21 protein-coding genes are annotated in these 21,328 nt (G+C 64.7%); 8 read left to right on the top strand and 13 right to left on the bottom strand.

The window, feature by feature from the left end; genetic code table 11:
- Positions 1-14: 14 nt before the first annotated feature.
- The 5 genes from EAE28_RS09670 to EAE28_RS09650 all read left to right on the top strand — a co-directional run bounded on the left by EAE28_RS09670 (position 15) and on the right by EAE28_RS09650 (position 5,572).
- Positions 15-758, top strand: coding sequence for an enoyl-CoA hydratase/isomerase family protein (locus tag EAE28_RS09670; RefSeq protein ID WP_127105643.1), 744 nt, complete (start codon positions 15-17; stop codon positions 756-758).
- Between the two features lie 16 nt (positions 759-774).
- Positions 775-1,257, top strand: coding sequence for a tripartite tricarboxylate transporter TctB family protein (locus EAE28_RS09665; RefSeq protein ID WP_127105642.1), 483 nt, complete (start codon positions 775-777; stop codon positions 1,255-1,257).
- Positions 1,254-2,744, top strand: coding sequence for a tripartite tricarboxylate transporter permease (locus EAE28_RS09660; protein WP_127105641.1), 1,491 nt, complete (start codon positions 1,254-1,256; stop codon positions 2,742-2,744). Before EAE28_RS09665 ends, EAE28_RS09660 begins: the two co-directional genes overlap by 4 nt.
- 147 nt (positions 2,745-2,891) lie before the next feature.
- Entirely contained in the window at positions 2,892-4,103 is a 1,212-nt protein-coding gene (locus tag EAE28_RS09655) for a multidrug effflux MFS transporter (RefSeq protein WP_127105640.1), read from the top strand.
- 65 nt (positions 4,104-4,168) lie between these two features.
- Complete coding sequence (locus tag EAE28_RS09650; RefSeq protein WP_127105639.1) at positions 4,169-5,572, top strand: helix-turn-helix domain-containing protein; 1,404 nt, start codon at positions 4,169-4,171, stop codon at positions 5,570-5,572.
- A 52-nt stretch (positions 5,573-5,624) separates the two neighbouring features.
- Here the strand turns inward: EAE28_RS09650 and EAE28_RS09645 are convergent, their stop codons facing one another.
- The 6 genes from EAE28_RS09645 to betI form a co-directional block, all read right to left on the bottom strand.
- Positions 5,625-5,867: an HP1242/YdcH family protein gene (locus tag EAE28_RS09645; protein ID WP_127105638.1), complete on the bottom strand. Its 243-nt coding sequence runs from the start codon at positions 5,865-5,867 to the stop codon at positions 5,625-5,627.
- 66 nt (positions 5,868-5,933) lie between these two features.
- Positions 5,934-6,485, bottom strand: a complete 552-nt coding sequence (locus EAE28_RS09640) for a hemerythrin domain-containing protein (RefSeq protein ID WP_164736598.1) — start codon at positions 6,483-6,485, stop codon at positions 5,934-5,936.
- An 11-nt stretch (positions 6,486-6,496) separates the two neighbouring features.
- Entirely contained in the window at positions 6,497-7,147 is a 651-nt protein-coding gene (locus EAE28_RS09635; RefSeq protein WP_342773087.1) for a thermonuclease family protein, read from the bottom strand.
- Between the two features lie 87 nt (positions 7,148-7,234).
- A complete protein-coding gene (gene betA, locus EAE28_RS09630; RefSeq protein WP_127105635.1) occupies positions 7,235-8,887 on the bottom strand; it encodes a choline dehydrogenase in 1,653 nt (550 codons plus the stop codon).
- A 9-nt stretch (positions 8,888-8,896) separates the two neighbouring features.
- Positions 8,897-10,351, bottom strand: coding sequence for a betaine-aldehyde dehydrogenase (gene betB, locus EAE28_RS09625; protein ID WP_127105634.1), 1,455 nt, complete (start codon positions 10,349-10,351; stop codon positions 8,897-8,899).
- Between the two features lies 1 nt (position 10,352).
- Positions 10,353-10,931 (bottom strand): choline-binding transcriptional repressor BetI, encoded by a 579-nt coding sequence (gene betI / locus EAE28_RS09620; RefSeq protein ID WP_127105633.1) that lies wholly within the window; start codon positions 10,929-10,931, stop codon positions 10,353-10,355.
- 118 nt (positions 10,932-11,049) lie between these two features.
- Between betI and choX the strand changes: the two genes are divergently transcribed.
- From choX to choV, 3 genes are all read left to right on the top strand, one after another.
- The gene (gene choX / locus EAE28_RS09615) at positions 11,050-11,979 is read left to right on the top strand and encodes a choline ABC transporter substrate-binding protein (protein WP_127105632.1); all 930 of its coding nucleotides are present in this window, start codon (positions 11,050-11,052) and stop codon (positions 11,977-11,979) included.
- A gap of 78 nt (positions 11,980-12,057) precedes the next feature.
- Positions 12,058-13,092 (top strand): choline ABC transporter permease subunit, encoded by a 1,035-nt coding sequence (gene choW, locus EAE28_RS09610; RefSeq protein ID WP_425466766.1) that lies wholly within the window; start codon positions 12,058-12,060, stop codon positions 13,090-13,092.
- Positions 13,089-14,195, top strand: a complete 1,107-nt coding sequence (choV, locus tag EAE28_RS09605; protein ID WP_127105631.1) for a choline ABC transporter ATP-binding protein — start codon at positions 13,089-13,091, stop codon at positions 14,193-14,195. The genes choW and choV overlap by 4 nt, the downstream gene beginning before the upstream one ends.
- 33 nt (positions 14,196-14,228) lie before the next feature.
- Here choV and EAE28_RS09600 read toward each other — a convergent pair whose 3' ends face one another.
- From EAE28_RS09600 to EAE28_RS09570, 7 genes are all read right to left on the bottom strand, one after another.
- Positions 14,229-14,693: a CAP domain-containing protein gene (locus tag EAE28_RS09600; RefSeq protein ID WP_127105630.1), complete on the bottom strand. Its 465-nt coding sequence runs from the start codon at positions 14,691-14,693 to the stop codon at positions 14,229-14,231.
- Positions 14,690-15,637 carry an EamA family transporter gene (locus tag EAE28_RS09595; protein WP_164736597.1) on the bottom strand — a complete coding sequence of 316 codons (948 nt, stop codon included), beginning with the start codon at positions 15,635-15,637 and terminating at the stop codon, positions 14,690-14,692. The genes EAE28_RS09600 and EAE28_RS09595 overlap by 4 nt, the downstream gene beginning before the upstream one ends.
- Positions 15,638-15,700: 63 nt before the next feature.
- Positions 15,701-17,479 (bottom strand): SLC13 family permease, encoded by a 1,779-nt coding sequence (locus EAE28_RS09590; protein WP_127105629.1) that lies wholly within the window; start codon positions 17,477-17,479, stop codon positions 15,701-15,703.
- Between the two features lie 229 nt (positions 17,480-17,708).
- Positions 17,709-18,563 (bottom strand): TIGR00282 family metallophosphoesterase, encoded by an 855-nt coding sequence (locus EAE28_RS09585; RefSeq protein ID WP_127105628.1) that lies wholly within the window; start codon positions 18,561-18,563, stop codon positions 17,709-17,711.
- A 210-nt stretch (positions 18,564-18,773) separates the two neighbouring features.
- A complete protein-coding gene (locus EAE28_RS09580; protein ID WP_127105627.1) occupies positions 18,774-19,703 on the bottom strand; it encodes an AEC family transporter in 930 nt (309 codons plus the stop codon).
- 24 nt (positions 19,704-19,727) lie between these two features.
- A complete protein-coding gene (locus EAE28_RS09575; RefSeq protein ID WP_127105626.1) occupies positions 19,728-20,525 on the bottom strand; it encodes an MBL fold metallo-hydrolase in 798 nt (265 codons plus the stop codon).
- Positions 20,525-21,325 carry a TatD family hydrolase gene (locus tag EAE28_RS09570; protein ID WP_127105625.1) on the bottom strand — a complete coding sequence of 267 codons (801 nt, stop codon included), beginning with the start codon at positions 21,323-21,325 and terminating at the stop codon, positions 20,525-20,527. Before EAE28_RS09570 ends, EAE28_RS09575 begins: the two co-directional genes overlap by 1 nt.
- Between the last annotated feature and the right edge of the window lie 3 nt (positions 21,326-21,328).

Below are 21,328 nucleotides of genomic sequence, written 5' to 3'. Positions count from 1 at the left end.
TGACAGGCGACCCGATGCAGTTTGACAATATCGACTACGACGAGGCCGATGGCATCGTCGAAATCACCCTACGCCGCCCGGAAAAGAAGAATGCGCTGACCGCCGCGATGTTCCGCGATCTGCGCACCTGCTTTGACACATTCGCCGCCGGTGACGCCCGCGTGGCGATCCTGAAATCGGTCAGCAATGACGTGTTTTGCGCCGGGGCCGATCTGAACGATCCGCCCGAACATTTCTGGCAAGGCGTGCCCGAACTGGGCTTTCGCTGCGACAAGCCGATCATCGCCGCGCTGTCGGGCAAGGTCATTGGCGCGGGTGTCGTGCTGACCCAGATGTGCGATCTGGTGGTGATGACCGACGATGCCAGCCTGATCTACCCCGAGGCCAAGGTCGGTGTCGCCAAAGGCGCGGTGTCGATCCTTGCGCGGCGCATGCCCCTGCGGCTGGCGCTTGAGATGATGATGACCGGCGAGCCCCTCACCGCCGAGCGCGCCTATGCCGTCGGGCTGGCCAACCGGCTGGTCCCTGCCGGCCAGCACGTGGTCGAGGCGCGCAAGCTCGCAGCCGGGATCGCAGCGAATGCGCCGCTGGTGGTGACGATGCTCAAGCGGATGGCGCTGGATGCGGTGGGCGACGCGCCGATGCAGACACAGTATGAGCTGATGTCGCGCGTCGATACGGTGCTGAACTCGCAAGACGCCGCCGACGCGCTGGCGGCCTTCAAGGACAAGCGCAAGCCCGTGTTCAACGGGCGCTGACAGGAGGTTCCCAGCCATGACGCAGCCCTCACCCCCGACGCAAAACCGGATCGCAGCGCTGCTCACGCGGGATCGTGTCGGCGCGGCGCTCTTGCTGATCTGCGCGCTGATCACCGGCTTGCAGGCCTCAAGCCTGCGACTGGGCAGCGCGCGGATGATGGGACCGGGCTATTTCCCGTGGATCCTGACCGGGCTGTTTGTGCTGTTTGCCGCGATCCTGCTGCTCAATGCCCGCACCGACGACGAGCCCATCGACACCGGCCCGCTGCGCCCGGTTGGCCTGATCATTGCCAGCGTGGCGGTGTTTGGCCTGCTGCTGCCCATAACCGGCGCCGCCGTGGCGATTGTCGCGCTGGTGGTGCTGGCTGCACTGGCTGAAAGCGGGCGCAAACCGGTGAGCGTGCTGGTGCTGGCTTTGGTGCTGGTGGCGATGGTCTGGCTGGTGTTCCGCTTCGGCCTGAACCTGCAATTGCAGATGTACCCCGGAGATCGCGGATGATCGACAATCTGATCCTGGGCTTCGGTGTCGCCTTTTCGCTCTCAACGCTGACATGGTGCTTCATGGGCGTTTCCATCGGGATGTTCATTGGCGTGCTCCCCGGTGTCGGCCCCCTCGCCGCCATCTCGATGCTGCTGCCGTTGACCTATTACACCACCCCGACAAACGCGCTGGTGATGCTGTCGGGCATCTACTACGGCGCGCAATATGGCGGCTCGGTCGCGTCAATCCTGTTGCGGCTGCCCGGCACTGCCTCGTCCGCCGTGGTCTGTCTGGACGGCTACGAGATGACCCGCAACGGTCGCGCCGGGGCGGCGCTGTTCCTGTCGGCGGTGGCGTCGTTCATCGGCGGGTCTATCGGCATCCTGCTGATGTCGGCCTTTGCCCCCTCGCTGGCCGAGCTTGCGTTGCAATTCGGCTCGCAGGAATACTTCATGCTGATGACTCTGGGCCTTGTCGCTGCATCCACCCTCTCGGAAGGTTCGGCGGTCAAGGGTCTGGCGATGGTGGTGCTGGGGCTGGCGCTGGGTATCGTCGGTCTGGACACGATCTCGGGCACCATGCGCTTTACCTATGGCAACATGGAACTGGTCGACGGCATCAGTCTGGTCGCCTCGGCCATGGGTCTGTTCGGTCTGTCCGAGATCCTTGCCAATATCGGCAAGGGCGAGCGCGGCTCACCGCTGGCACAAAAGATCTCGCTGCGCTCGATGATCCCGACGGGGCGCGAGATACGCGACAGCCTGCCGGCGATCTGGCGCGGCTCGGCGATCGGGTCGTTCTTTGGCGCATTGCCCGGCACCGGCTCGACCGTCGCATCGTTCTTTTCCTACGCGACCGAGCGCAAGGTCGCGCGCAACCGTGCGCAGATGGGTCAGGGCGCGGTCGAAGGCGTCGCAGGGCCCGAAGCGGCCAACAACGCCGCCGCCCAGACCGCCTTTATTCCCACCCTCACCCTGGGCGTTCCGGGCGATGCGGTGATGGCGCTGATGCTGGGGGCGATGATCGTGCACGGCATCCAGCCCGGCCCCGGCCTGCTGAACGACACGCCCGAGGTCTTCTGGGGCCTGATCGCCAGCTTCTGGATCGGCAACCTGCTGCTGGTGATCTTCAACATCCCGCTGATCGGGATCTGGGTCAGCCTGCTGCGCATCCCTTACAAGCTGCTTTATCCCGGCATCATCGTGCTGATCGTGATCGGCACCTACTCGGTGCATCTGTCGGTGTTCGACATCTATCAGCTGCTGGGCTTCGGTGTGCTGGGCTATGTGCTGCGCATCCTGAAGTTCCCCACCGCACCGCTGGTTCTGGGCATCGTGCTGGGCCCGATGATCGAGGAAAACTTCCGCCGCTCGCTGATGCTCGCCAGCGGCGACTACCTGACCTTCGTCACCCGCCCGATCAGCGCCGGGCTGCTGCTGGCCACGATTGCCATCGTTGCCTCCCAGATGATCGCGCCGCTGAAGCGCTGGCGCCGGGCACGGTGAGACAGGCAGCTGCCCGGTTCGCAGCTTGAGCGACCCGGGCAGCAACGCCTGCACGCACACCAGAGGGCGGGCAACAATCGCCCACAAAGTGGACACAGCCGCATCGCAGCTATGGACACCGCACGCGTGCAACAATACGCTTGTGAAATGAATGGTTCCACGCCCAAGTTTCTGGACAGAAACTCTCCCCCGCATCTGGCAACACTGATCCTTCTCTCCGGGGTTTCGGCCCTGTCGATGAACGTGTTCCTGCCCTCGCTGCCGAACATGGCCGAGTATTTCAACACCGACTATCGGCTGATGCAGCTGTCGGTCTCGGTGTATCTGGGCTTCAGCGCCCTGTTGCAGCTGGCCATCGGGCCGCTGTCGGACCGCTATGGCCGCCGCAATATCCTGCTGGTGTCGCTGGTGATCTTCGTGATCGCCAGCTTTGGCACGCTGGTTGCGCCCAATGCGGCAATCTTCCTTGTTTTCCGTATGCTGCAGGCCGCTGTCGCCACCTCCATGGCGCTGAGCCGGGCAATCGTCCGCGACATGGTGGACGAGGACAAGGCAGCCTCGATGATCGCCTATGTCACGCTGGGCATGTCGATCGTCCCGATGATCGGCCCGATCATCGGCGGCGCGCTGGACGAGGTGTTTGGCTGGAAGGCCAGTTTTGCGCTGCTGGCCGTGCTGGGTGTCATGGTCACATGGCTGACCTGGGCCGATCTGGGCGAAACCATGGTGCGCAAGGAAACCAGCTTTCGCGAACAGATGCGCGACTATCCCGAGCTGCTGACCTCGCCACGCTTCTGGGGTTTTGTGCTGTGTACCGCCTTCGCCTCGGGCGTGTTCTTCGCCTATCTGGGCGGCGCGCCGTTCATTGGCACCGTGCTCTATGGCCTCAGCGCCAGCGAGCTGGGGATGTATTTCGGCACCACCGGCCTGGGCTATGGCCTGGGCAACTACCTGTCGGGGCGGTATTCCACCCGGATGGGGGTCATTCGCATGATCGTGCTGGGCAACTTAGCCATGGCCGGCGGCATCGCCCTTCAGGCGCTGTGTGTTGCCACGGGCTGGGGCGGTGCGGCGGGCTTCTTTGTTCCCTTCCTGCTGGTCGGCGTGGGCAATGGGCTGGTGCTGCCCAACTCCAACGCCGGGATGTTGTCGGTTCGTCCGCAACTGGCGGGCACGGCCGCCGGGCTTGGCGGGGCGATCATGATCGGCGGCGGCGCGGCCTTGTCAGCCCTGTCTGGTGCCTGGCTGACCGAAGAAACCGGTGCCTGGCCGCTTCTGGTGATCATGGGTGCCTCGTTGCTCGGCTCGTTCCTGGCGATCTTGCTGGTCATCCGGCGCAATCGCCAGCTGGGCCTCTGATACTGCTTGGCAGCGCGGCTTTGCAAAGCTAGCCTTCCCTTGTTGCAAACTGGGGGAGCGACTGAATGGCCGTGCAAAAACTGTATGCCGGTGCCAAGCTGCGCGAAATCCGGTCGCGTCTGCAGCTGACGCAAAAGGAATTTGCCGCGCGTCTGGGCGTCTCGCTGCCCTATCTCAACCAGATGGAAAACAACAACCGCCCGGTCTCGACCGCGGTGGTTCTGGCACTGGCGCGTGAGTTCGGCACCGATGTGACCGAGCTGAGCACCGGCGACAGCGAGCGTATGGTCTCCGATTTGCGCGAAGCCCTCGCGGATCCGGTCTTCACCGCCCCAAGCCCGTCAGCCGCCGACCTGCGGCTGGTCGCCTCGAACGCACCGGGCGTGGCGCGCGCCTTGCTGGCGTTGCACCGGGCCTACCGGCAGACGCACGAGCGCCTTGCCTCGCTGGACGAGGCGTTGGGACGCGAAGACCGGACCCTGCGCGCCGCCCCTTGGGAAGAGGTGCGCGACTTCTTCCATTACTGCGACAACTACATCGACGCCGTGGACTGTGCCGCCGAGCATTTTGCCCAAGGTCCTGACAGCATCGAAACCAAAGCCGCAAAGCTGCTGGAGCGCAAAGGCGTAGCCTTGCAGTTTTCCGATGATCCCATGCTGCGCCGCTACGATGCGCAGCGCCGTATTCTCACAATTTCAACCAAGGCGGCTGGCCCCACGCGCCGCTTTCAGATCCTGCACCAGATCGCGTTGCTGACCCAGAACGACCTGCTCGAAGCCACGCTGGATCTTGCCCGGTTTCAGACGGATGAAGCGCGCGACATCGCCAAGGTCGGGCTGGCCAACTACTTCGCCGGAGCTGCGCTGCTGCCCTACCGAGCTTTTCAGGCCGCCGCACAAGAGACCCGCCACGATATCGAAATGCTCGCCGACCAGTTCGGCGCGTCCTATGAGCAGGTCGCGCACCGGCTCTCGACGTTGCAACGCCCCGGCGCCAAGGGCGTGCCGTTCTTCTTTGTGCGCGTCGATCAGGCCGGGACGATCACCAAGCGCCACTCGGCCACCCGCTTGCAATTCGCGCGCTACGGCGGGGCCTGCCCGCTGTGGAATGTCCATCAGGCCTTTGAGACGCCCGGACGTTTCCTGCGTCAACTCGCCGAGACGCCGGACGGCGTGCGCTACTTTTGTCTCGCGCGCGATGTGTCCAAGACCGGCGGCTCGTTCCGCGCGCCGGTGCAGCGCTATGCCATCGGGCTGGGCTGCGAGATCCGCCATGCCGAGGCCCTGACCTATGCCGATGACATGGACCTGACCAACCCGCAAGCGTTTGAGCCGATTGGTATTTCCTGTCGAATTTGCGCGCGGCCCAATTGCCACCAACGCTCGATCCCGCCGTTGGAACAGGGGTTGATGATCGACCCAGACAAGCGCGGATTGCTGCCCTACGCGATTGCCGGGCAGACGCTTTAAGCGAATGGGCCGCCCCAAGGGCGGCCCGAGGCTAATCACGTTTCCGCTTTGATTACTTGGCGGTGCGCAGCATTGCCGCGATCTCGTCCTTGAGCGCCAGACGCTGTTTGCGCAGCGCTTCCTCGTGCTCTTCCGCCATCGGCTCGACCTTGGTCTCGGCGCGGTGGATGGTTTTGTTCACCGCGTGGTAGTCATCGAACAGCTTGGCGAAATGCGCGTCTTCCGCTTTCAGCGCGTGCATTTTCTCGACGTCGCCGGGAAACTCTTCAGCCAGTTCGTGAGGGGTGTGGGACATGGTCTTCTCCGTCTTGCGTTACGGACAGAGTCTAGCCTGTGAGCCCGGGCACCCCCTTGATCTGGATCATAAGCTGAGCGCGTGATGCAGGATAATCGGCACGACGAGCTCTTCCTCATCCGACAGGTGCCGGTCGAGGAACGTGGCGAAGGGCGTCAGCGCCTCGTCCAGCAGGGCGGCGGTTTCGCGCGGCGGCTGGCCTTCGTGCACGGTGCGCAGCACGGCGTTGGTGCGGTCGGCAAGGTCTTTGATCCGCGCATCCAGCGTGTGGTGATCGGCGTCGAGCAGGGTAAAGCCGTGTTCCAGCTTGGGTTCGGCCTGCATCAGCATCGGGAAATAATGGTGATCCTCGATCTGGTGGTGGCCGTGCAGCTCATTGAGCAACTGCCCCGCCAGCTGGATCAGCCGCCGCGGGTCCGGCTCGGCGTCGCGCTCGATGATGGTGCGGGTATGGGCCTGCAACATCGGCAGCAGGGTGCGAAACCCCTGGTGCCGGTCCAGCCAGAAGCGGGTCAACCCGTCGAAATTGCGGTGACTTTCCCAAATGTCGCGCGGGTAGTCATCCAGCAGCAGGCGCAGGGTGTCGGGCAGCGCGGCGCGGTGTTCCAGATCGTCCAAACTCAGGCCTTTCAGCGGGCAGCCCGGCGCCAACCGGCGGCGCGGGCCTCGTCTTCGGTGCAAAACCAGCGCTCGCCGCGGGTCTCGTCGATCCGCGTGCGCTCATAGTCGCGTTGGCCGGGTATATGATAAACCCGTCCGCTAGCCGAGACATTGCCCTTGATCGCACAGGCGCCGTGCGCTGGAGCACGTTGCGGCGGTTGCGCCTGCGCAGCCCGGCTTTCGGCGCGGTATTCGGCAGGCGTGGTGAAATTCTCGCCGCCATTGTGCCAGACCCCGCGGCGGCGATAGCGCGCTGCACGTTCGGGATAGATATAGTCGCGCGCATAGGCGCGATAGGCGATCGCCGCCCCGCCCTGCACCATCGCCGCGCCCAGATCGCCCTGCCCCGCATCGCAGCGCGCCACCAGTCGTTCATACCGGTCCCATTCCACACCGTCGCAGCGGACCGTCCGCCCACCGATCCACCGCGTCAGTTCCTCGCCCGACCAACGACCGCAATCCCAGTCGCCCTGCGGTCCCGCGCAGGTTTGCGAGCGTTCCGGCGCGTCGATCCCGAACAGGCGCACGCGGGTGCCCGCCACTTCAAGCGTGTCGCCGTCGATGACCCGCGCCGCACCCTCAATCGAGAGGCGGTCAGCGGCGTGAACCGCGCTGGCCATCATGAGGATGAAGAGTGAACAAATCCTTAACATGCCCCCCGTTTAGAGGGCCGGCCCCGGTCTCGCAAGACAAAGCCTAACGAAACCTTAACGCTGGGCCGTCTGCCAGTCGGGATTGATCCACGGCTCAAGATTTGACGCCGGCAAGGGCGTGCGCCCCAAGATATGGTCGGCGATCTTCTCACCCACCAGGATCGACGGCCCGTTCAGGTTGCCATTGGTGATGCGCGGAAAGATCGAGCTGTCGGCCACGCGCAGCCCGTCGACGCCGATCACCCGACCCTCGGGATCGACCACCGCCATCGGGTCATCCGCCCGACCCATGCGCGCCGTGCCGCAGGGGTGATAGGCCGATTCGGCGTGCTCGCGGATGAAGGCATCCAGCGCGTCATCGTCCTGAAGGGCGCTTCCCGGCTGGATCTCGTGCTTGACGTGCTGGGCCATCGCCGGTTGGCCAATGATCTCACGCGTCAGGCGGATTGCCGTGCGGAATTCGGTCCAGTCGTCAGGGTGGGACATATAGTTAAAGCGGATCAGCGGGTTATCCGACGGGTCCGCCGACCGCAGCCGCACTGTGCCGCGCGATTTCGAGCGCATCGGGCCGACGTGGGTCTGGAAACCGTGCCCCTCGGCCACCGCCTTGCCGTCATAGCGCACGGCTATGGGCAGGAAGTGGTACTGGATGTCGGGATAATCGACGCCCGCCGCCGAGCGGATGAAGCCACAGCTTTCGAACTGGTTCGACGCCCCCGGCCCACGCCCCATGAGCAGCCATTGCGCCCCGACCCAAGCCTTGCCCCAGAGGTTCCAGTATTTGAATAGCGAGATCGGCTTTTTTGTCGCGAATTGCAGATACAGTTCCAGATGGTCCTGCAGGTTCGACCCGACGCCGGGGCGGTCAGCGATGACCGCGATGCCATGCTCGGCCAGATGCGCGGCGGGGCCGATGCCGGAAAGCATCAACAATTTAGGGGTATTGAGGGACGAGGCCGCAAGGATCACCTCGCGCGTCGCGCTCACCGTGCGCCCGTCAACCAGCGTCACGCCCGTCGCGCGCCCATTCTCGATCACCACCCGCGCGGCCAGCCCTTTGACCAGCTTCACCCGCCCGGTTTTCATCGCCGGTTTCAGATAGGCCTTGGCCGCCGACCACCGCTCGCCGCGATAGATCGTCGCCTCCATCGCGCCGAAGCCTTCTTGCTGCTGGCCGTTATAGTCGGGAGTGACGGGATAGCCCGCCTGTTTCCCGGCCTCGATGAACGCGTCAAACAGCACGTTTTCGCGCTTGCCACGGCTGATGTGCAGCGGGCCGTCACTGCCACGCCACTCGTCACCGCCGCCCGCGTCCTGACCGCCGTGCCAATGCTCCATGCGTTTGAAATAGGGCAACACATCAGCAAAGCCCCAGCCATCGGCGCCCTGCTCTTCCCAATGATCATAGTCGCGCGCATGGCCGCGCACATAGACCATGCCGTTGATGCTGGACGATCCACCGATCACCTTGCCGCGCGGCGTGGCCAGACGGCGACCGCCCAGACCCGGCTCGGGCTCGGAGGCAAGCCCCCAGTCGTAGCGTTTCATGTTCATCGGATAGCTGAGCGCGCCCGGCATCTGGATGAACGGCCCGGCGTCCGAGCCGCCGAACTCGATCACCAGCACCGAATGCCCGGCCTCGGCCAGCCGGTAGGCAACAGCCGACCCGCCGGACCCGGCCCCAACGATCACATAATCCGCGTTCATCTCAGTCTCTCAATACGGCGCGTCGACGGGGCCGGTGGCCACATAGACGGATTTCACCTGCGTGTAGTGTTCCAGCGCGGCGTGACCGTTTTCACGACCTACGCCCGACAGTTTCGAGCCACCAAAGGGGGCTTCCACAGGGGTCAGGTTATAGGTGTTGATCCAGCAGGTGCCTGCCTGCAGCTGTGCGACAACCCGGAGCGCACGGGCCAGATCCGAAGTGAAGACCCCCGCCGCCAGCCCGAATTCGGTGTCATTGGCGCGGGCGATAACCTCGTCCTCTGTGTCGAAATCGAGGACGACCATTACCGGACCAAAGATCTCCTCGCGCGCGATGGTCATCTGGTCGGTGACATCGGCAAAGACCGTGGGCTGCATGTAGTTGCCTGCCCGGTCAAGCCGCTTACCGCCGGTGATCAGGGTCGCGCCCTCGGCCACACCGGCCTCGACATAGCCCATCACCTTGTCGAGTTGATCAGCCGTAACCATTGGGCCCATCTGCGTTTCGGGGTCCAGCGGTTCGCCGATCAGAATGGTTTCGGTACGTTCCTTGAGGCGCGACAGGAAGCGCTGCTTGAGGCCCTTTTGCACAAACACCCGCGTGCCGTTCGAGCAGATCTGCCCGGTGGAATAGAAATTCCCCAGCATCGCGGCCCCGATGGCGTCCTCAAGGCTGGCGTCGTCAAAGATCACCAGCGGCGACTTGCCGCCCAGTTCCATCGTCACATGGCGGATGCCCTGCGCGGCGGCGGCATAGACCTTGCGGCCCGTGGGCACCGAGCCTGTGAGTGAGACTTTCGCCACACGCGGGTCGGTGACCAATGCGGCACCGACAGAGCCACGGCCCTGCACGACGTTGAACAGACCCGCCGGGGCACCGGCCTCCATCAGGATCTCGGCCAGTTTCAGCGCGCCAAGAGGGGTGACTTCGGATGGCTTGAAGACCATCGAATTGCCAAAGGCCAGCGCAGGGGCGGCTTTCCAGCAGGCGATCTGGGTGGGGTAGTTCCACGCGCCGATGCCGACGCAGACGCCGAGCGCCTCGCGGATGGTATAGACGAAATCGCCGCCGCCGACGGGCACGGTCTGGCCGGTCACGGTGGCGGCAAACCCGGCGAAATACTCCAGCGCATCTGCGCCCGAGGTCGCATCGGCCACCAGCGTTTCCTGAATCGGTTTGCCGGTATCGAGCGTTTCCAGCTCGGAAAGCTCCTGATTGCGCGCGCGGATGATCTGCGAGGCCTTGTGCAGCACGCGCCCCCGCTCGACCGGACGCAGCGCGGCCCAATCGGCCTGCGCGCGCGCAGCGGCGGCCAGCGCGCGGTCGATCAGCGCGGGCGTCGCCTCGTGCAGCCGGGCGACGATTTCGCCGGTTGCGGCATAGACGCACTCGATGGGCGCGCCGGTGGTGTCCTCGACATACTCGCCGTCAATGAAATGGCTGGCCGTGGGTTGTGCGCGCATCTCAGGTCCCTTTCAACGCCAATGTCAGATAGTCCTCGATCCGGGCCTTCACCCGGCGGGCGTCTTGTTCTTCATCGCCCAGAGCCGCGTGCAGATAGGCCCCGTCGATCATCGCTGCGATGGAATGCGCGACATCGACGGCGCGGTCGCCCAGCGGCGGACGCAGCGCGTGGGTCAGGTTCGACACCATGCGGCGCTGGTAGATGCTGAGCAGACGGCGGGCTTCGGGCCGGCCCTGCGCCAGCACGTAGAAATTGAGCCACGCGGCGACGACCTCACGGCGAAAGTTCGCCCCGGTGAACGACGCCCGGATGACAGCCTTGGCGCGGGCCTCGGGGCTGTCGGCAGCGGCCAGCGCGCCGCGTACTTCGGCACCGTAGACGGTCATCACATGACGCATCGCGGCCAGAAACATCGCCTCTTTCGAGCCGAAATAATGGTGCGCCAGCGCCGAGGACATCCCTGCCCGCTTGGCGATCCGGCTGACCGTTACCTCCAGCGATCCCACATGGCCGATTTCGGCGATTGTGGCCTTGATCAGCGATGCCCGTCGTATAGGCTCCATCCCGATCTTGGGCATGTTTCGTTCCCTTCCAACCGGCGCGAGACAAGCCCGCCCCCGAAAAACTGTTGATTCTGTGCTAGACGATCGTTTATTGACTCGTCAATCAACAAAAACCGCCAACAGGAGTGACCTTATGTCCCTAACCCGTTTGAGCATGACCACAGCTACCCTCGCGCTGGCCTCGGCCCCTGCGCTTGCCAACTGTGATGTTGTCCGCTTTTCCGATGTCGGCTGGACCGACATCACCGCCACCACCGCTGCCACCTCGACCATTCTTGAGGCGTTGGGCTATGAGACCGAAGTGACGGTTCTGTCGGTGCCGGTGACCTATACCTCGATGGCCTCGGGCGATATCGACGTGTTTCTGGGCAACTGGATGCCGACGATGGAGGGCGACATTGCCCCCTACCGTGAGGCAGGCACCGTCGACACGGTGCGCATGAACCTTTCGGGCGCGAAATACACGCTGGCCACCAACGCCGCCGGTGCCGCGCTGGGGATCACCGATTTCGCCAGCATCGCGACGCATGCCGAAGCGCTGGAAGACCGTATTTACGGCATCGAGCCGGGCAATGACGGCAACCGGCTGATCATGGACATGATCGACGCCGACGCGTTCAGCCTTGACGGCTTTGAAGTCATTGAAAGCTCGGAACAGGGCATGCTGGCACAGGTCGAGCGTGCCGACCGCCGCGACGAGCCGGTGGTGTTCCTGGGCTGGGAACCGCACCCGATGAATGCCAATTTCGACATGACCTATCTGGCCGGGGGCGATGACTATTTCGGCCCGAACTATGGCGGGGCCGAGGTCTATACCAACACCCGCGCCGGCTATGTCGGTGAATGCCCGAATGTCGGCACGCTGCTGAACAACCTTGAGTTCACGCTGGCGATGGAAAACGAGATCATGGGCGCGATCCTGAACGACGGCACCGATCCGAACGAGGCCGCCGCGAGCTGGCTGGCCGCGCATCCCGATGTGCTGGGCCCGTGGCTTGAGGGGGTGACCACCCGCGACGGTGGCGATGCGATGGCGGCTGTAACCGCCGCGCTGGCAGGATAAGACAGGATTTGGGGCCGGCCTTGCGCCGGCCCCAAGCATTAACAGGGCGCAAAGCCCGGCGCGTGGGGGAAGATTTTGGTGGAATGGATCAAGGCAGCCGGTCTGGCTGTGGTCAATGCGGTTATCTGGATCGCCGTTGCGCTCTATGATTTCGTGATCTGGGCGGTGTTCGCGCTGGTCTGGTTCGTGCAATGGCTGCCGCAACGGCTGCTGGGCCTGACCGACGAGCGTCTTCCCGTCGGCGACACCGCCGAGCGCGGCTTTGACTATGTGCAGGCCGGGGCCGAGTCGTTCTTCGACGGGCTGTCCGCCGTGCTGCAAGCGATCATTGACCTCATTCTGGCCGTCATGCTGCGGGCACCGGGGATCAACTGGTTCGACGGCGGTCGCCGGTATGAGCCCTATTTCGACTGGTGGACGCCCGAGCGTCATAGCCTGCTGATCATCGCCGGTTTCGTGCTGCTCGCCTGGACCTTGCAGCGCAACTGGAAGGTCTGCCTGCTGGTGCTGATCGGCTTCGTGTTCATTCTGGATCAGGGCTATTGGGAGCAGACCGCCGAAAGCCTGACGCTGGTGCTGACTGCCTGTCTGGTTTGCATGGGCATCGGGGTGCCCATCGGCATCGCCGTGGCGCACCGGCCCAAGCTTTACGCGTGGATCGCGCCGGTGCTGGACCTGATGCAGACGCTGCCGACCTTTGTCTATCTGATCCCGGCCATCGTGTTCTTCGGTCTGGGTATGGTCCCCGGCCTGATCGCCACGGTGATCTTCGTCGTCCCTGCCCCGATCCGCCTGACCTATCTGGGCATCTCCAGCACCCCGCCCTCGCTGTTGGAGGCCGCGCAGGCCTTTGGCGGCACCAAGCGGCAGGTGTTGTGGAAGGTCGAGCTGCCCTCGGCCTATCCGCAGATCATGGCGGGCCTGAACCAGACCATCATGCTGTCCCTGTCCATGGTCGTCATCGCCGCGCTGGTCGGCGCGCGCGGGCTGGGCGTGCCGGTGGTGCGGGCACTGAACACGGTGAACACCTCGCTGGGCTTTGAAAGCGGCATGGTGATTGTCGTGGTGGCGATCATTCTGGACCGGATGCTGCGCGTGGGGAAAAAAGCATGAGCGATACCGTTGCAGCCCCCGAGGCCCCCGTCGAAGACGCTGGCCCCAAGACCGTGGTGTCGTTCCAGCATGTCTCGATCGTGTTCGGTGACAACCCCTGGAAAGCGATCCCACTGATGGAAACCGGCCAGTCGCGGGCCGATATCCAGAAAGAGACGGGCCAGGTTCTGGGCGTGCATGATTGCTCGCTCGACGTGGCCGAGGGCGAGATCCTCGTGCTGATGGGCCTGTCCGGTTCGGGCAAGTCCACGCTTTTGCGCGCGGTGAACGGGCTTAACCCCATCGTGCAGGGTGATGTGCTGGTGCATGACGGCAAGGATATGGTCAGCGTGCCGAAGGCCAGCGCCAAGGTGCAACGCCAGATCTGCACCGATGCGGTGGCGATGGTGTTCCAGCAGTTCGGCCTGCTTCCGTGGCGGACCGTGCGCGATAATGTCGGCTTCGGGCTGGAGCTGGCGGGCATCAAGCGCCGCGAGCGCAACCGCCGGGTGGACGAGCAACTGGCGCTGGTTGGCCTGTCGCAATGGGCCGAGCGCAAGGTCGGCGAGCTGTCAGGCGGCATGCAGCAGCGCGTCGGGCTGGCGCGCGCCTTTGCCACCAACGCGCCGATCCTCTTGATGGACGAGCCGTTCTCGGCGCTCGACCCCTTGATCCGCACCCGGCTGCAGGATGAGCTTCTGGACCTGCAACAACGCCTGAAGCGCACGATCATCTTTGTCAGTCATGATCTGGACGAGGCGTTCAAGATCGGCAACCGCATCGCAATCATGGAAGGCGGGCGCATCATCCAGTGCGGCACCCCGGCCGAAATCTACACCCGGCCCGCGAATGCCTATGTCGCGGAGTTCGTCGCGCATATGAACCCGCTGGGCGTGCTGACCGCGCGCGATGCCATGGTGCCAGCCCCGCGCCCGGCGCCGACCGGCCTGACCCTGCCCGCCAACACGCCGCTGCGCGACGCGATGATCAGCCTGAGCGACGCAAGAGGGCGCATTCTGCTGACCGAGAGCGGGCAAGTTGTGGGGATGCTGACCGATGCCAGCGCGGTTGCGGCGCTGGTCGCCAAGCGCGGTGATGAGACGGCGAGCGAGGAAGAGGCGTAAGCTCGGTGCGCTGAAACGCACCCTACCCCGCTGTCACTGCTGCGCGGCGGCCACCATCGACCAGTGCAACTGGCCATCCCCGGCCCGTGCGACGCCATAGCCTGCGTCGCGCACCGCCGGGTTGAGCATGTTCACCCGGTGCTCGGGCGAGACCATCCAACCGTGAATGATCTGCGGCGCATCGCGGTGGCCCATGCCGGTATTTTCGACCGCCGTGGCATAAGGATAATCCTCGCGCCGCAACCGTCGTCCCAAGCCGGCGAACCAGCTGCCGCGATGCGACAACCGCCCACGGTCGGCCATTCGGCAGGCCTGCGTCTGGGCAGCCTCGGTCAGGCGGGCATCCATGCGCAGGGCGGGAAGGCCCTGACCGGCACGCTCGGCATTGGTCAGCACCAGCAGCTCGGTGCGCAAGATGCCGAGGCTGCCCGGCACCTCGCACGCCGCCCAGAGCGGCGTGGCAAACATCATCAGCAGGGTGAGAACGCGCAGGATCATGTCGAAACGCTGGCCGATTTTTCTGCACGGCGCAACTGGTGCTCGCGAAAGGCGATGAAGATCACCGCCGAAACGATCATCCCGCCGCCGCCAACCACCCACATGTCGACCGGCTCGCTGAACAACAGCGCGCCCAGCGTGACAGACCAGACCAATTGCAACGCGGTCACCGGCTGCGTGACAGAGATCGGCGCGGCGGCAAAGGCAAAGGTCATCAGGTAATGCCCGGCCGTGGCGAAACCGGCCAGCAACAGGAACCAGCCGGCCTGCGTCCAGGTGATCGGCTCCCACACGGCGATGGCAAACGGGGCCAAACCGATGGTAACGGTGATCGAGAGCATGCCAACGATCATCGTCGGCGAGACCTGATCGCTCAGCCGTTTGGCAATCAGATATGAGGCAGCGAAGAACAGCGACGTGACCAGCATCGCCAGATGCCCGGCGTTCAACTCTCGCAGGCCCGGCCGCAGGATGATCAGCGCGCCCAGAATGGCGATGACGATGGCGACGATCCGCCGAAGGCGTATGCGCTCCCCCAGAAACAGCACCGCGCCAATCGAGATCCAGATCGGGTTCAGATAGCCCATCGCCGACACCTCGGCCAAGGGGATGCGGGTCATGGCATAGAACCACAGGATCACGCCGATGGTATGCATCGCCCCGCGCCAGCCAAACGCACGCCACAGGCTGGGCGTCATCGGCTCGCGCCGCATGGTGTTCACCATCGGCAACAGAAAGATCAGGCCCAGAAAATACCGCAGAAAGGCCGATTGCGCGGCAGGGATCTCTTGCCCCAGATGCTTGACCCCGGCAGTCAGGCCGACAAAGCACAGCCCCGAGGCAATCATCCACAAAACCCCGGCGACCGGCTTGTCGCCGCGGACCGCCGTGGGCGTCGTTTCAAGGATCGGAACCGCGGGCGAGGAGGTGCTTAACTTATGCATGATCTCCGGACATGCCGCGCCCAGCCCTTGAGTGCAAGGCCGAATCGCTCCCCTACCACAGCGTCAGAGCGGCCAGATCCACGGAACGATGGTGCAAACGGTGATCGCCATCAGGACGTTCAGCGGCACGCCAACCTTGAGGAAGTCGGCGAACCTATAGCCGCCGGGGCCATAAACCAGCGTGTTGGTCTGATAACCGATCGGCGTGGCAAACGCCGCCGAGGCCGCGAACATCACCGCAATGACCAGCGGACGCGGGTCGACGCCCATCGTATGCGCCAGACCAATCGCCACCGGTGTGACGATAACGGCAACGGCGTTATTGGAGACCACCTCGGTCAGCACACCGGCAAGGGTATAGACCGCCAGCAGCAGCGCCCAATGCGGCAGGTCTTGCAAATACGGCGCAATCGCGTCGACCAGCAGCTGCACCGCGCCCGAGGCCTCAAGCCCCGCGCCCACGATCAGCATGCCGAAGATCAACGCAAGCAGACGGCCCTCGATAAAGCCGAAGGCCTCATCCGCGTCGATGCAGCGGGTGAGCAACACAATCACCACCCCGATCAGCGCCAGCATCTGGATCGAGGCCACACCCAGCGCAGACAGCCCCACCACCCCGGCGAGCACGCCGATAACGATGGGCGCGTGGCTGCGCCGATAGGCGCGCTCGGACGGCTGGGTCACATCGACCAGATCCATATCGGTGGCCAGACGGCGGATATCCTCCATCGCGCCTTCCAACAGCAGCGTGTCGCCGACCTGCACCACCAGATCGTCAAGTTGACGCCCGATGTTCTGGCTGCGCCGGTGCACGGCCAGCGGGTAGACGCCATAACGACGGCGCAGACGCATGTTGCCCAACGAGCGGCCGATCATCCGGCAACCGGGGGTGATCAGCACCTCGACGGTTGAGGTGCGCACGGTGCTCAGCTGGTTAACCAGCCGCAGCTCGGGGTTTTGTTGCAAGCCCAGAACCTCGGACATCTGGGTACGCAGCACCACGCGGTCGCCTGCCTCCAGCACCACATCCGCCAGTGCCCGCCGCAACGAGGCGTCGCCACGCAGCACGTCAATGACCCGCGCGCCGCCCCGGCTGAACACATCGGCATCTTCCAGCCGCTTGCCAACCAGCGCCGAACCCTCGGGAATCGCCACTTCGGTGAAGAACTTCATCGGCGCGCGGTCGCCCAGCAGCGCGGCCATCGAATCGCGCTCGGGCAACAACCAGCGCCCGGCCAGCGCCAGATAGGTCACACCCACGACAGCCACGGCGATGCCGACCAGCGACATCTCGAAAATGCCGAAAGGCTCCATCCCGGCCGCCTGCGCCACCCCATCGACCAGCAGGTTGGTCGAGGTGCCGACCAGCGTGATCGTACCGCCGAAAATCGAGAAATAGCTTAGCGGAATCAGCAGCTTTGATGGTGCCACCTCCATCGCTTTGGCCAGCTTCATGAAGATGGGGATCATCACCACGACAATGGGCGTGTTGTTGACGAAGGCCGACATCGCCAGAACGGTCATCGTCAGCACCACCAGCGTCAGGCGCGGATGATCGGCGGCGTGACTGACCGCGCGCTGCGACAGGAAATCGAGCGAGCCGGTGCGCACCAACCCGCCGACGATCAAGAACATCGCAGCGATGGTCCAGGGCGCGGGGTTGGCGAAAACGGCCAGCGCGCGCGTCTCGGGAACAATGCCCAGAATCAGCATCAAAGCGGCGCCCGACAGGGCAACCACCTCAACCGGATAGGTTTCGCGAATGAACATCGCCAGCATGCCCAGCATGATGACGATCGACACAACCGGCGACCAGGCCGCGAGGCTCTCAACACCCAGCATGCGACGCTCCTTTGCCGCGGATTACCGATGCTTCGTCCATCACCAACACCGCCCACTTCATCTGCGCACCAGCCGCTGCACGTCTACCGCGCATAAACACTGTTCCGAAAGCAACCGGCAAGTGAGAATGCGTTCGGGCGCCCCATGAGCGACGGCGTGATCACAGGTTGAGCGCCGAGAATAGCCTCACCGATTATCGGCTGTGCAGACCCGGCCTCAACGGCTGATGTCACGGTTTGGCCTGCCCGACAGCGGGTGTCGCGACTTTCGGCGCGGGCCCCGACGGCGCCAGACGCCCCCCCTGTCGCACCATGGTGACGCTGAGTGCCTTGCCGGTGCGGTCGTCGGTCTCGATGAACACGCCAGACAGGGTTGCCTCGCCCGCGGCAGGCTCGAACCGGGCCTTGGGCATGCCGGTGATGAAGCGCCGCAGCGGCTCGTCCTTTTGCATGCCGATGACGCTGTCATAGTCGCCGCACATGCCCGCATCGGTCTGATAGGCCGTGCCGCCGTTCAGGATCATCGCATCGCCCGTGGGCACATGGGTATGCGTGCCGACCACCAGCGAAGCGCGGCCGTCGCACCAGTGGCCCATCGCCATCTTTTCGCTGGTCGCTTCGGCATGGACGTCGATGACTGCGGCCTGCACCCGGCTGCCCAGAGTGTGGGTGCGCAAGACCGGCTCGATGGCGCTGAACGGGTCGTCGAAGGGGCGCTTCATGAAGACCTGGCCCATGACCTGCGCCACCAGAACCTGCCTGCCCTCTGTTGCCGGGAAAACCCGCGCCCCGATACCGGGCGCAATCTTGGAGAAATTGATCGCGCGGATCAGGCGGGGCTCGTTTTCGATATGGCCCATCATCGTCTTCTGGTCGAAGGCGTGATCGCCCAGCGTCACGCAATCCGCCCCGGCGTCGAACAGCGCCGTGGCATGATCGGGGGAAAGCCCCATCCCCGATGTCGCGTTTTCGCCGTTCACCACGACGAAATCCAGACCCCAATCGCGCCGCAGCGCACCCAGCCGCTCGGTCACCGCACGGCGACCGGACCGACCCATCACATCGCCCAGAAAAAGAATTCGCATATCTGATCTGTAAGCCGCCAATCAGGCCGACGCAAAGAGAAAAACCGCTGAAAGGGGGGCTCGCCCCCCTCGGCCCGTTCCGGGCCTCACCCCTGAGGATATTTGAAGACAGAAAATGGCGGTTAACGAAAGGTTAACGCCCCTCTTTGCTCTTCAAATATCCTCGGGGGGTGAATTTGGCTTTAGCCAAAGAGGGGGGCCGAGGCCCCCCTACCCCAGCGCCGTCATCCAGCCCCAGGCGGTAAAGATGCACAGCCCCGTTGCAATCAGCACGGTCGAGGCCGCCACCCGACGCGCACGCCCGTACATATTCGCAAAGAGATAGGCATTCACCCCCGGTGCCATGCCTGCCGTCACCACCGCCGAGCGGAACGGGCCCGGCTGCACATCAAGCAACCGGCCCAGCACCCAGGTGATCGACGGGTGCAGCACCAGCGATATCGCCACTGCATAGGCGATCAGCCGCAGATCGCCCTCGGGCCGGTAGCGAAACAGCACGCCACCCAGCCCGAACAGCGCCGCCGGCAGGCCGGCGCGCGCAACCAGACCGGCCGCATCCGCGATCACGCCCGGCAGCGCCTGTCCCGACAGGTTGACCAGCACACCTGCGCCGATGCCGATGACCAGCGGGTTGGTGGCAAGGCTCTTGACCACCCGCCCCGCCGTGCGCGTCAGCCCCGCGCCGCGCGCGCGCACGCCCTCCATCACCAGCACGCCGACCAGATAGCAAAACGGCGCGTGCAGGGCGATGATCGCATAGTTCGGCGCCAGCGAGTCGCTGCCATAGGCCCGCTCGGAGATCGCCAGGCCTAAAAGGACCGAGTTCGAGAACAGGCACACGAACCCGACCGCAACCGCATCTTCCCAGTCGCGTTTGAACAGGAACCGCGCACCAAAGAGCCCTGCCAGAAACCCGCAAAACGCGCCCGTGTAGAAACTGACCAGCATCCGCCAGTCGAACCCCGACCCAAGATCCAGCCGGGCCAACGCCAGAAACAACAGGATGGGAATGGCAAAGCTCTGGGCGAATTTCATCAGCCCTTCGATGCCAGCCTCGGAGATCACCTTGCCCCAGGCCGCCAGATACCCCAGCCCGACGACCAGAAACACGGGCAGGATGACCTGGATCAGCGCTTCCATGTCAGACCTTCACCCGGCCCCGGTTCACAGGGGGAACTCCAGCACCATGCCGTCATAGGCCGGCGTGATATGCGCGGGTGTCTCGGCCGCAAGGCGCTCGTAGTCGAGATCGACGTGCATGTTGGTCAGCACTGCCTGACGGGGGGCTGCCTGCGCGATCCATTCGAGGGCCAGATCGACATGCGCATGGGTGGGATGCGGTTTATAGCGCAGCGCATCGAGGATCCAGCAATCGAGCCCGTTCAGCACCGGCCAGCTTGTCTCGGGGATGCGGACCACATCAGGCAGATAGGCCAGCCCCGCGATGCGGAAACCCAGCGCGTCCATGCTGCCATGGTCGACGCGGAACGGCGTCAGCACCAGCGGACCGCCCGCGCCGGAAATGGTCACATCCCCGTCGATGGTGTTGAGGTCCAGAATCGGCGGATACGGAGACCCGGCGGGCTGCACGAAGGCATAGCCGAAGCGTGACAACAGCGCGTCCTGCGTCGGGTGGTCGGCCCAGACCGGCAGCCGTTTGCGCGTGTTGAACACCACCATGCGCAGATCGTCGATGCCGTGGACGTGGTCGGCGTGGCTGTGGGTGTAGACCACCGCGTCCAGCGTACCGACGCCGGTATCCAGCAATTGCTCACGCATGTCGGGCGTGGTGTCGATCAGCACGCGCGTGGTACCCTCCTGCGTGATCCGCTCGACCAAAAGCGAGCAGCGGCGGCGGCGGTTGCGCGGATTGGTGGGATCGCAGGCGCCCCATTCGCCGCCCAGACGCGGCACGCCGCCGGACGAGCCGCAGCCCAGAATGGTGGCGCGCAGCAAGGCCATCAGGCGGCCCTCGCCTTGGTGAACAGCCGGTCGAAATTCTCGGTCGTCTGGCGGGCGAAGTCTTCGTAGCTCAGGCCAAATTTCTCGGCGACGATCCGGGCGGTCAGGGCGACATAGGACGGCTCGTTGCGCCGTCCGCGGTGCGGTGGCGGCGCGAGATAGGGCGCGTCGGTTTCCACAAGCAACCGGTCCAGCGGGGCGGCGGCAAGGATCTCGCGGACTTCGGCGCTTTTCGGGAAGGCGGCGATGCCCGACGCAGACAGGTAAAAGCCCAGATCGAGCGCCGCCTGCGCCAGTTCCGGCCCGGACGAGAAGCAATGCATCACGCAGCTATAGGCTCCGGCGCGGTGCTCGGCCGTCAGGATGCGCGCCATATCCGCGTCCGCGTCGCGGGCATGGATGATCAGCGGCAGGCCGGTCTGGCGCGCGGCCTCGATATGCACCAGCAGGCTCTTTTGCTGGATACCGGCGCTTTCGGGGGTGTAGTGGTAGTCCAGCCCGGTCTCGCCGATGGCGACGAATTTGGGATGCGCGGCCAGTGCGGTGAGGGTCTCGACCGCGACGACCGGCTGCTTGTCAGCCGACATGGGATGGATCCCGGCAGCGTAGTAGACTTCCGGGTACTTTTCGGCCAGCGCGCGCACGATCGGTTCGCGTTCCAGCTTGGTGCAGATCGACACCATGCGCGACACGCCCGCGGCGCGGGCGCGCTCGATCAGCGCGTCGTGCTCGCCGTCGAACTCGGGGAAGTCGAGATGCGTGTGGCTGTCGACGATTTCGGGGGCGGTCTGTGAGGTCATCGG

It is taken from the genome of Pararhodobacter zhoushanensis (genome assembly GCF_003990445.1).
Classification (GTDB): domain Bacteria; phylum Pseudomonadota; class Alphaproteobacteria; order Rhodobacterales; family Rhodobacteraceae; genus Pararhodobacter; species Pararhodobacter zhoushanensis.
The sequence above is the reverse complement of the archived record's forward strand: the minus strand, read 5'-3'. Positions and strand labels throughout refer to the sequence as shown.

What these genes read in the sequence shown, in the direction of transcription:
- EAE28_RS09670 (WP_127105643.1), top strand. Translation starts at nt 15, where the DNA reads ATGCAGTTTGACAATATCGACTACGACGAGGCCGATGGCATCGTCGAA.
- EAE28_RS09665 (WP_127105642.1), top strand. Translation starts at nt 775, where the DNA reads ATGACGCAGCCCTCACCCCCGACGCAAAACCGGATCGCAGCGCTGCTC.
- EAE28_RS09660 (WP_127105641.1), top strand. Translation starts at nt 1,254, where the DNA reads ATGATCGACAATCTGATCCTGGGCTTCGGTGTCGCCTTTTCGCTCTCA.
- EAE28_RS09655 (WP_127105640.1), top strand. Translation starts at nt 2,892, where the DNA reads ATGAATGGTTCCACGCCCAAGTTTCTGGACAGAAACTCTCCCCCGCAT.
- EAE28_RS09650 (WP_127105639.1), top strand. Translation starts at nt 4,169, where the DNA reads ATGGCCGTGCAAAAACTGTATGCCGGTGCCAAGCTGCGCGAAATCCGG.
- EAE28_RS09645 (WP_127105638.1), bottom strand. Translation starts at nt 5,867, where the DNA reads ATGTCCCACACCCCTCACGAACTGGCTGAAGAGTTTCCCGGCGACGTC.
- EAE28_RS09635 (WP_342773087.1), bottom strand. Translation starts at nt 7,147, where the DNA reads ATGGCCAGCGCGGTTCACGCCGCTGACCGCCTCTCGATTGAGGGTGCG.
- betA (WP_127105635.1), bottom strand. Translation starts at nt 8,887, where the DNA reads ATGAACGCGGATTATGTGATCGTTGGGGCCGGGTCCGGCGGGTCGGCT.
- betB (WP_127105634.1), bottom strand. Translation starts at nt 10,351, where the DNA reads ATGCGCGCACAACCCACGGCCAGCCATTTCATTGACGGCGAGTATGTC.
- betI (WP_127105633.1), bottom strand. Translation starts at nt 10,931, where the DNA reads ATGCCCAAGATCGGGATGGAGCCTATACGACGGGCATCGCTGATCAAG.
- choX (WP_127105632.1), top strand. Translation starts at nt 11,050, where the DNA reads ATGTCCCTAACCCGTTTGAGCATGACCACAGCTACCCTCGCGCTGGCC.
- choV (WP_127105631.1), top strand. Translation starts at nt 13,089, where the DNA reads ATGAGCGATACCGTTGCAGCCCCCGAGGCCCCCGTCGAAGACGCTGGC.
- EAE28_RS09600 (WP_127105630.1), bottom strand. Translation starts at nt 14,693, where the DNA reads ATGATCCTGCGCGTTCTCACCCTGCTGATGATGTTTGCCACGCCGCTC.
- EAE28_RS09595 (WP_164736597.1), bottom strand. Translation starts at nt 15,637, where the DNA reads ATGCATAAGTTAAGCACCTCCTCGCCCGCGGTTCCGATCCTTGAAACG.
- EAE28_RS09590 (WP_127105629.1), bottom strand. Translation starts at nt 17,479, where the DNA reads ATGCTGGGTGTTGAGAGCCTCGCGGCCTGGTCGCCGGTTGTGTCGATC.
- EAE28_RS09585 (WP_127105628.1), bottom strand. Translation starts at nt 18,563, where the DNA reads ATGCGAATTCTTTTTCTGGGCGATGTGATGGGTCGGTCCGGTCGCCGT.
- EAE28_RS09580 (WP_127105627.1), bottom strand. Translation starts at nt 19,703, where the DNA reads ATGGAAGCGCTGATCCAGGTCATCCTGCCCGTGTTTCTGGTCGTCGGG.
- EAE28_RS09575 (WP_127105626.1), bottom strand. Translation starts at nt 20,525, where the DNA reads ATGGCCTTGCTGCGCGCCACCATTCTGGGCTGCGGCTCGTCCGGCGGC.
- EAE28_RS09570 (WP_127105625.1), bottom strand. Translation starts at nt 21,325, where the DNA reads ATGACCTCACAGACCGCCCCCGAAATCGTCGACAGCCACACGCATCTC.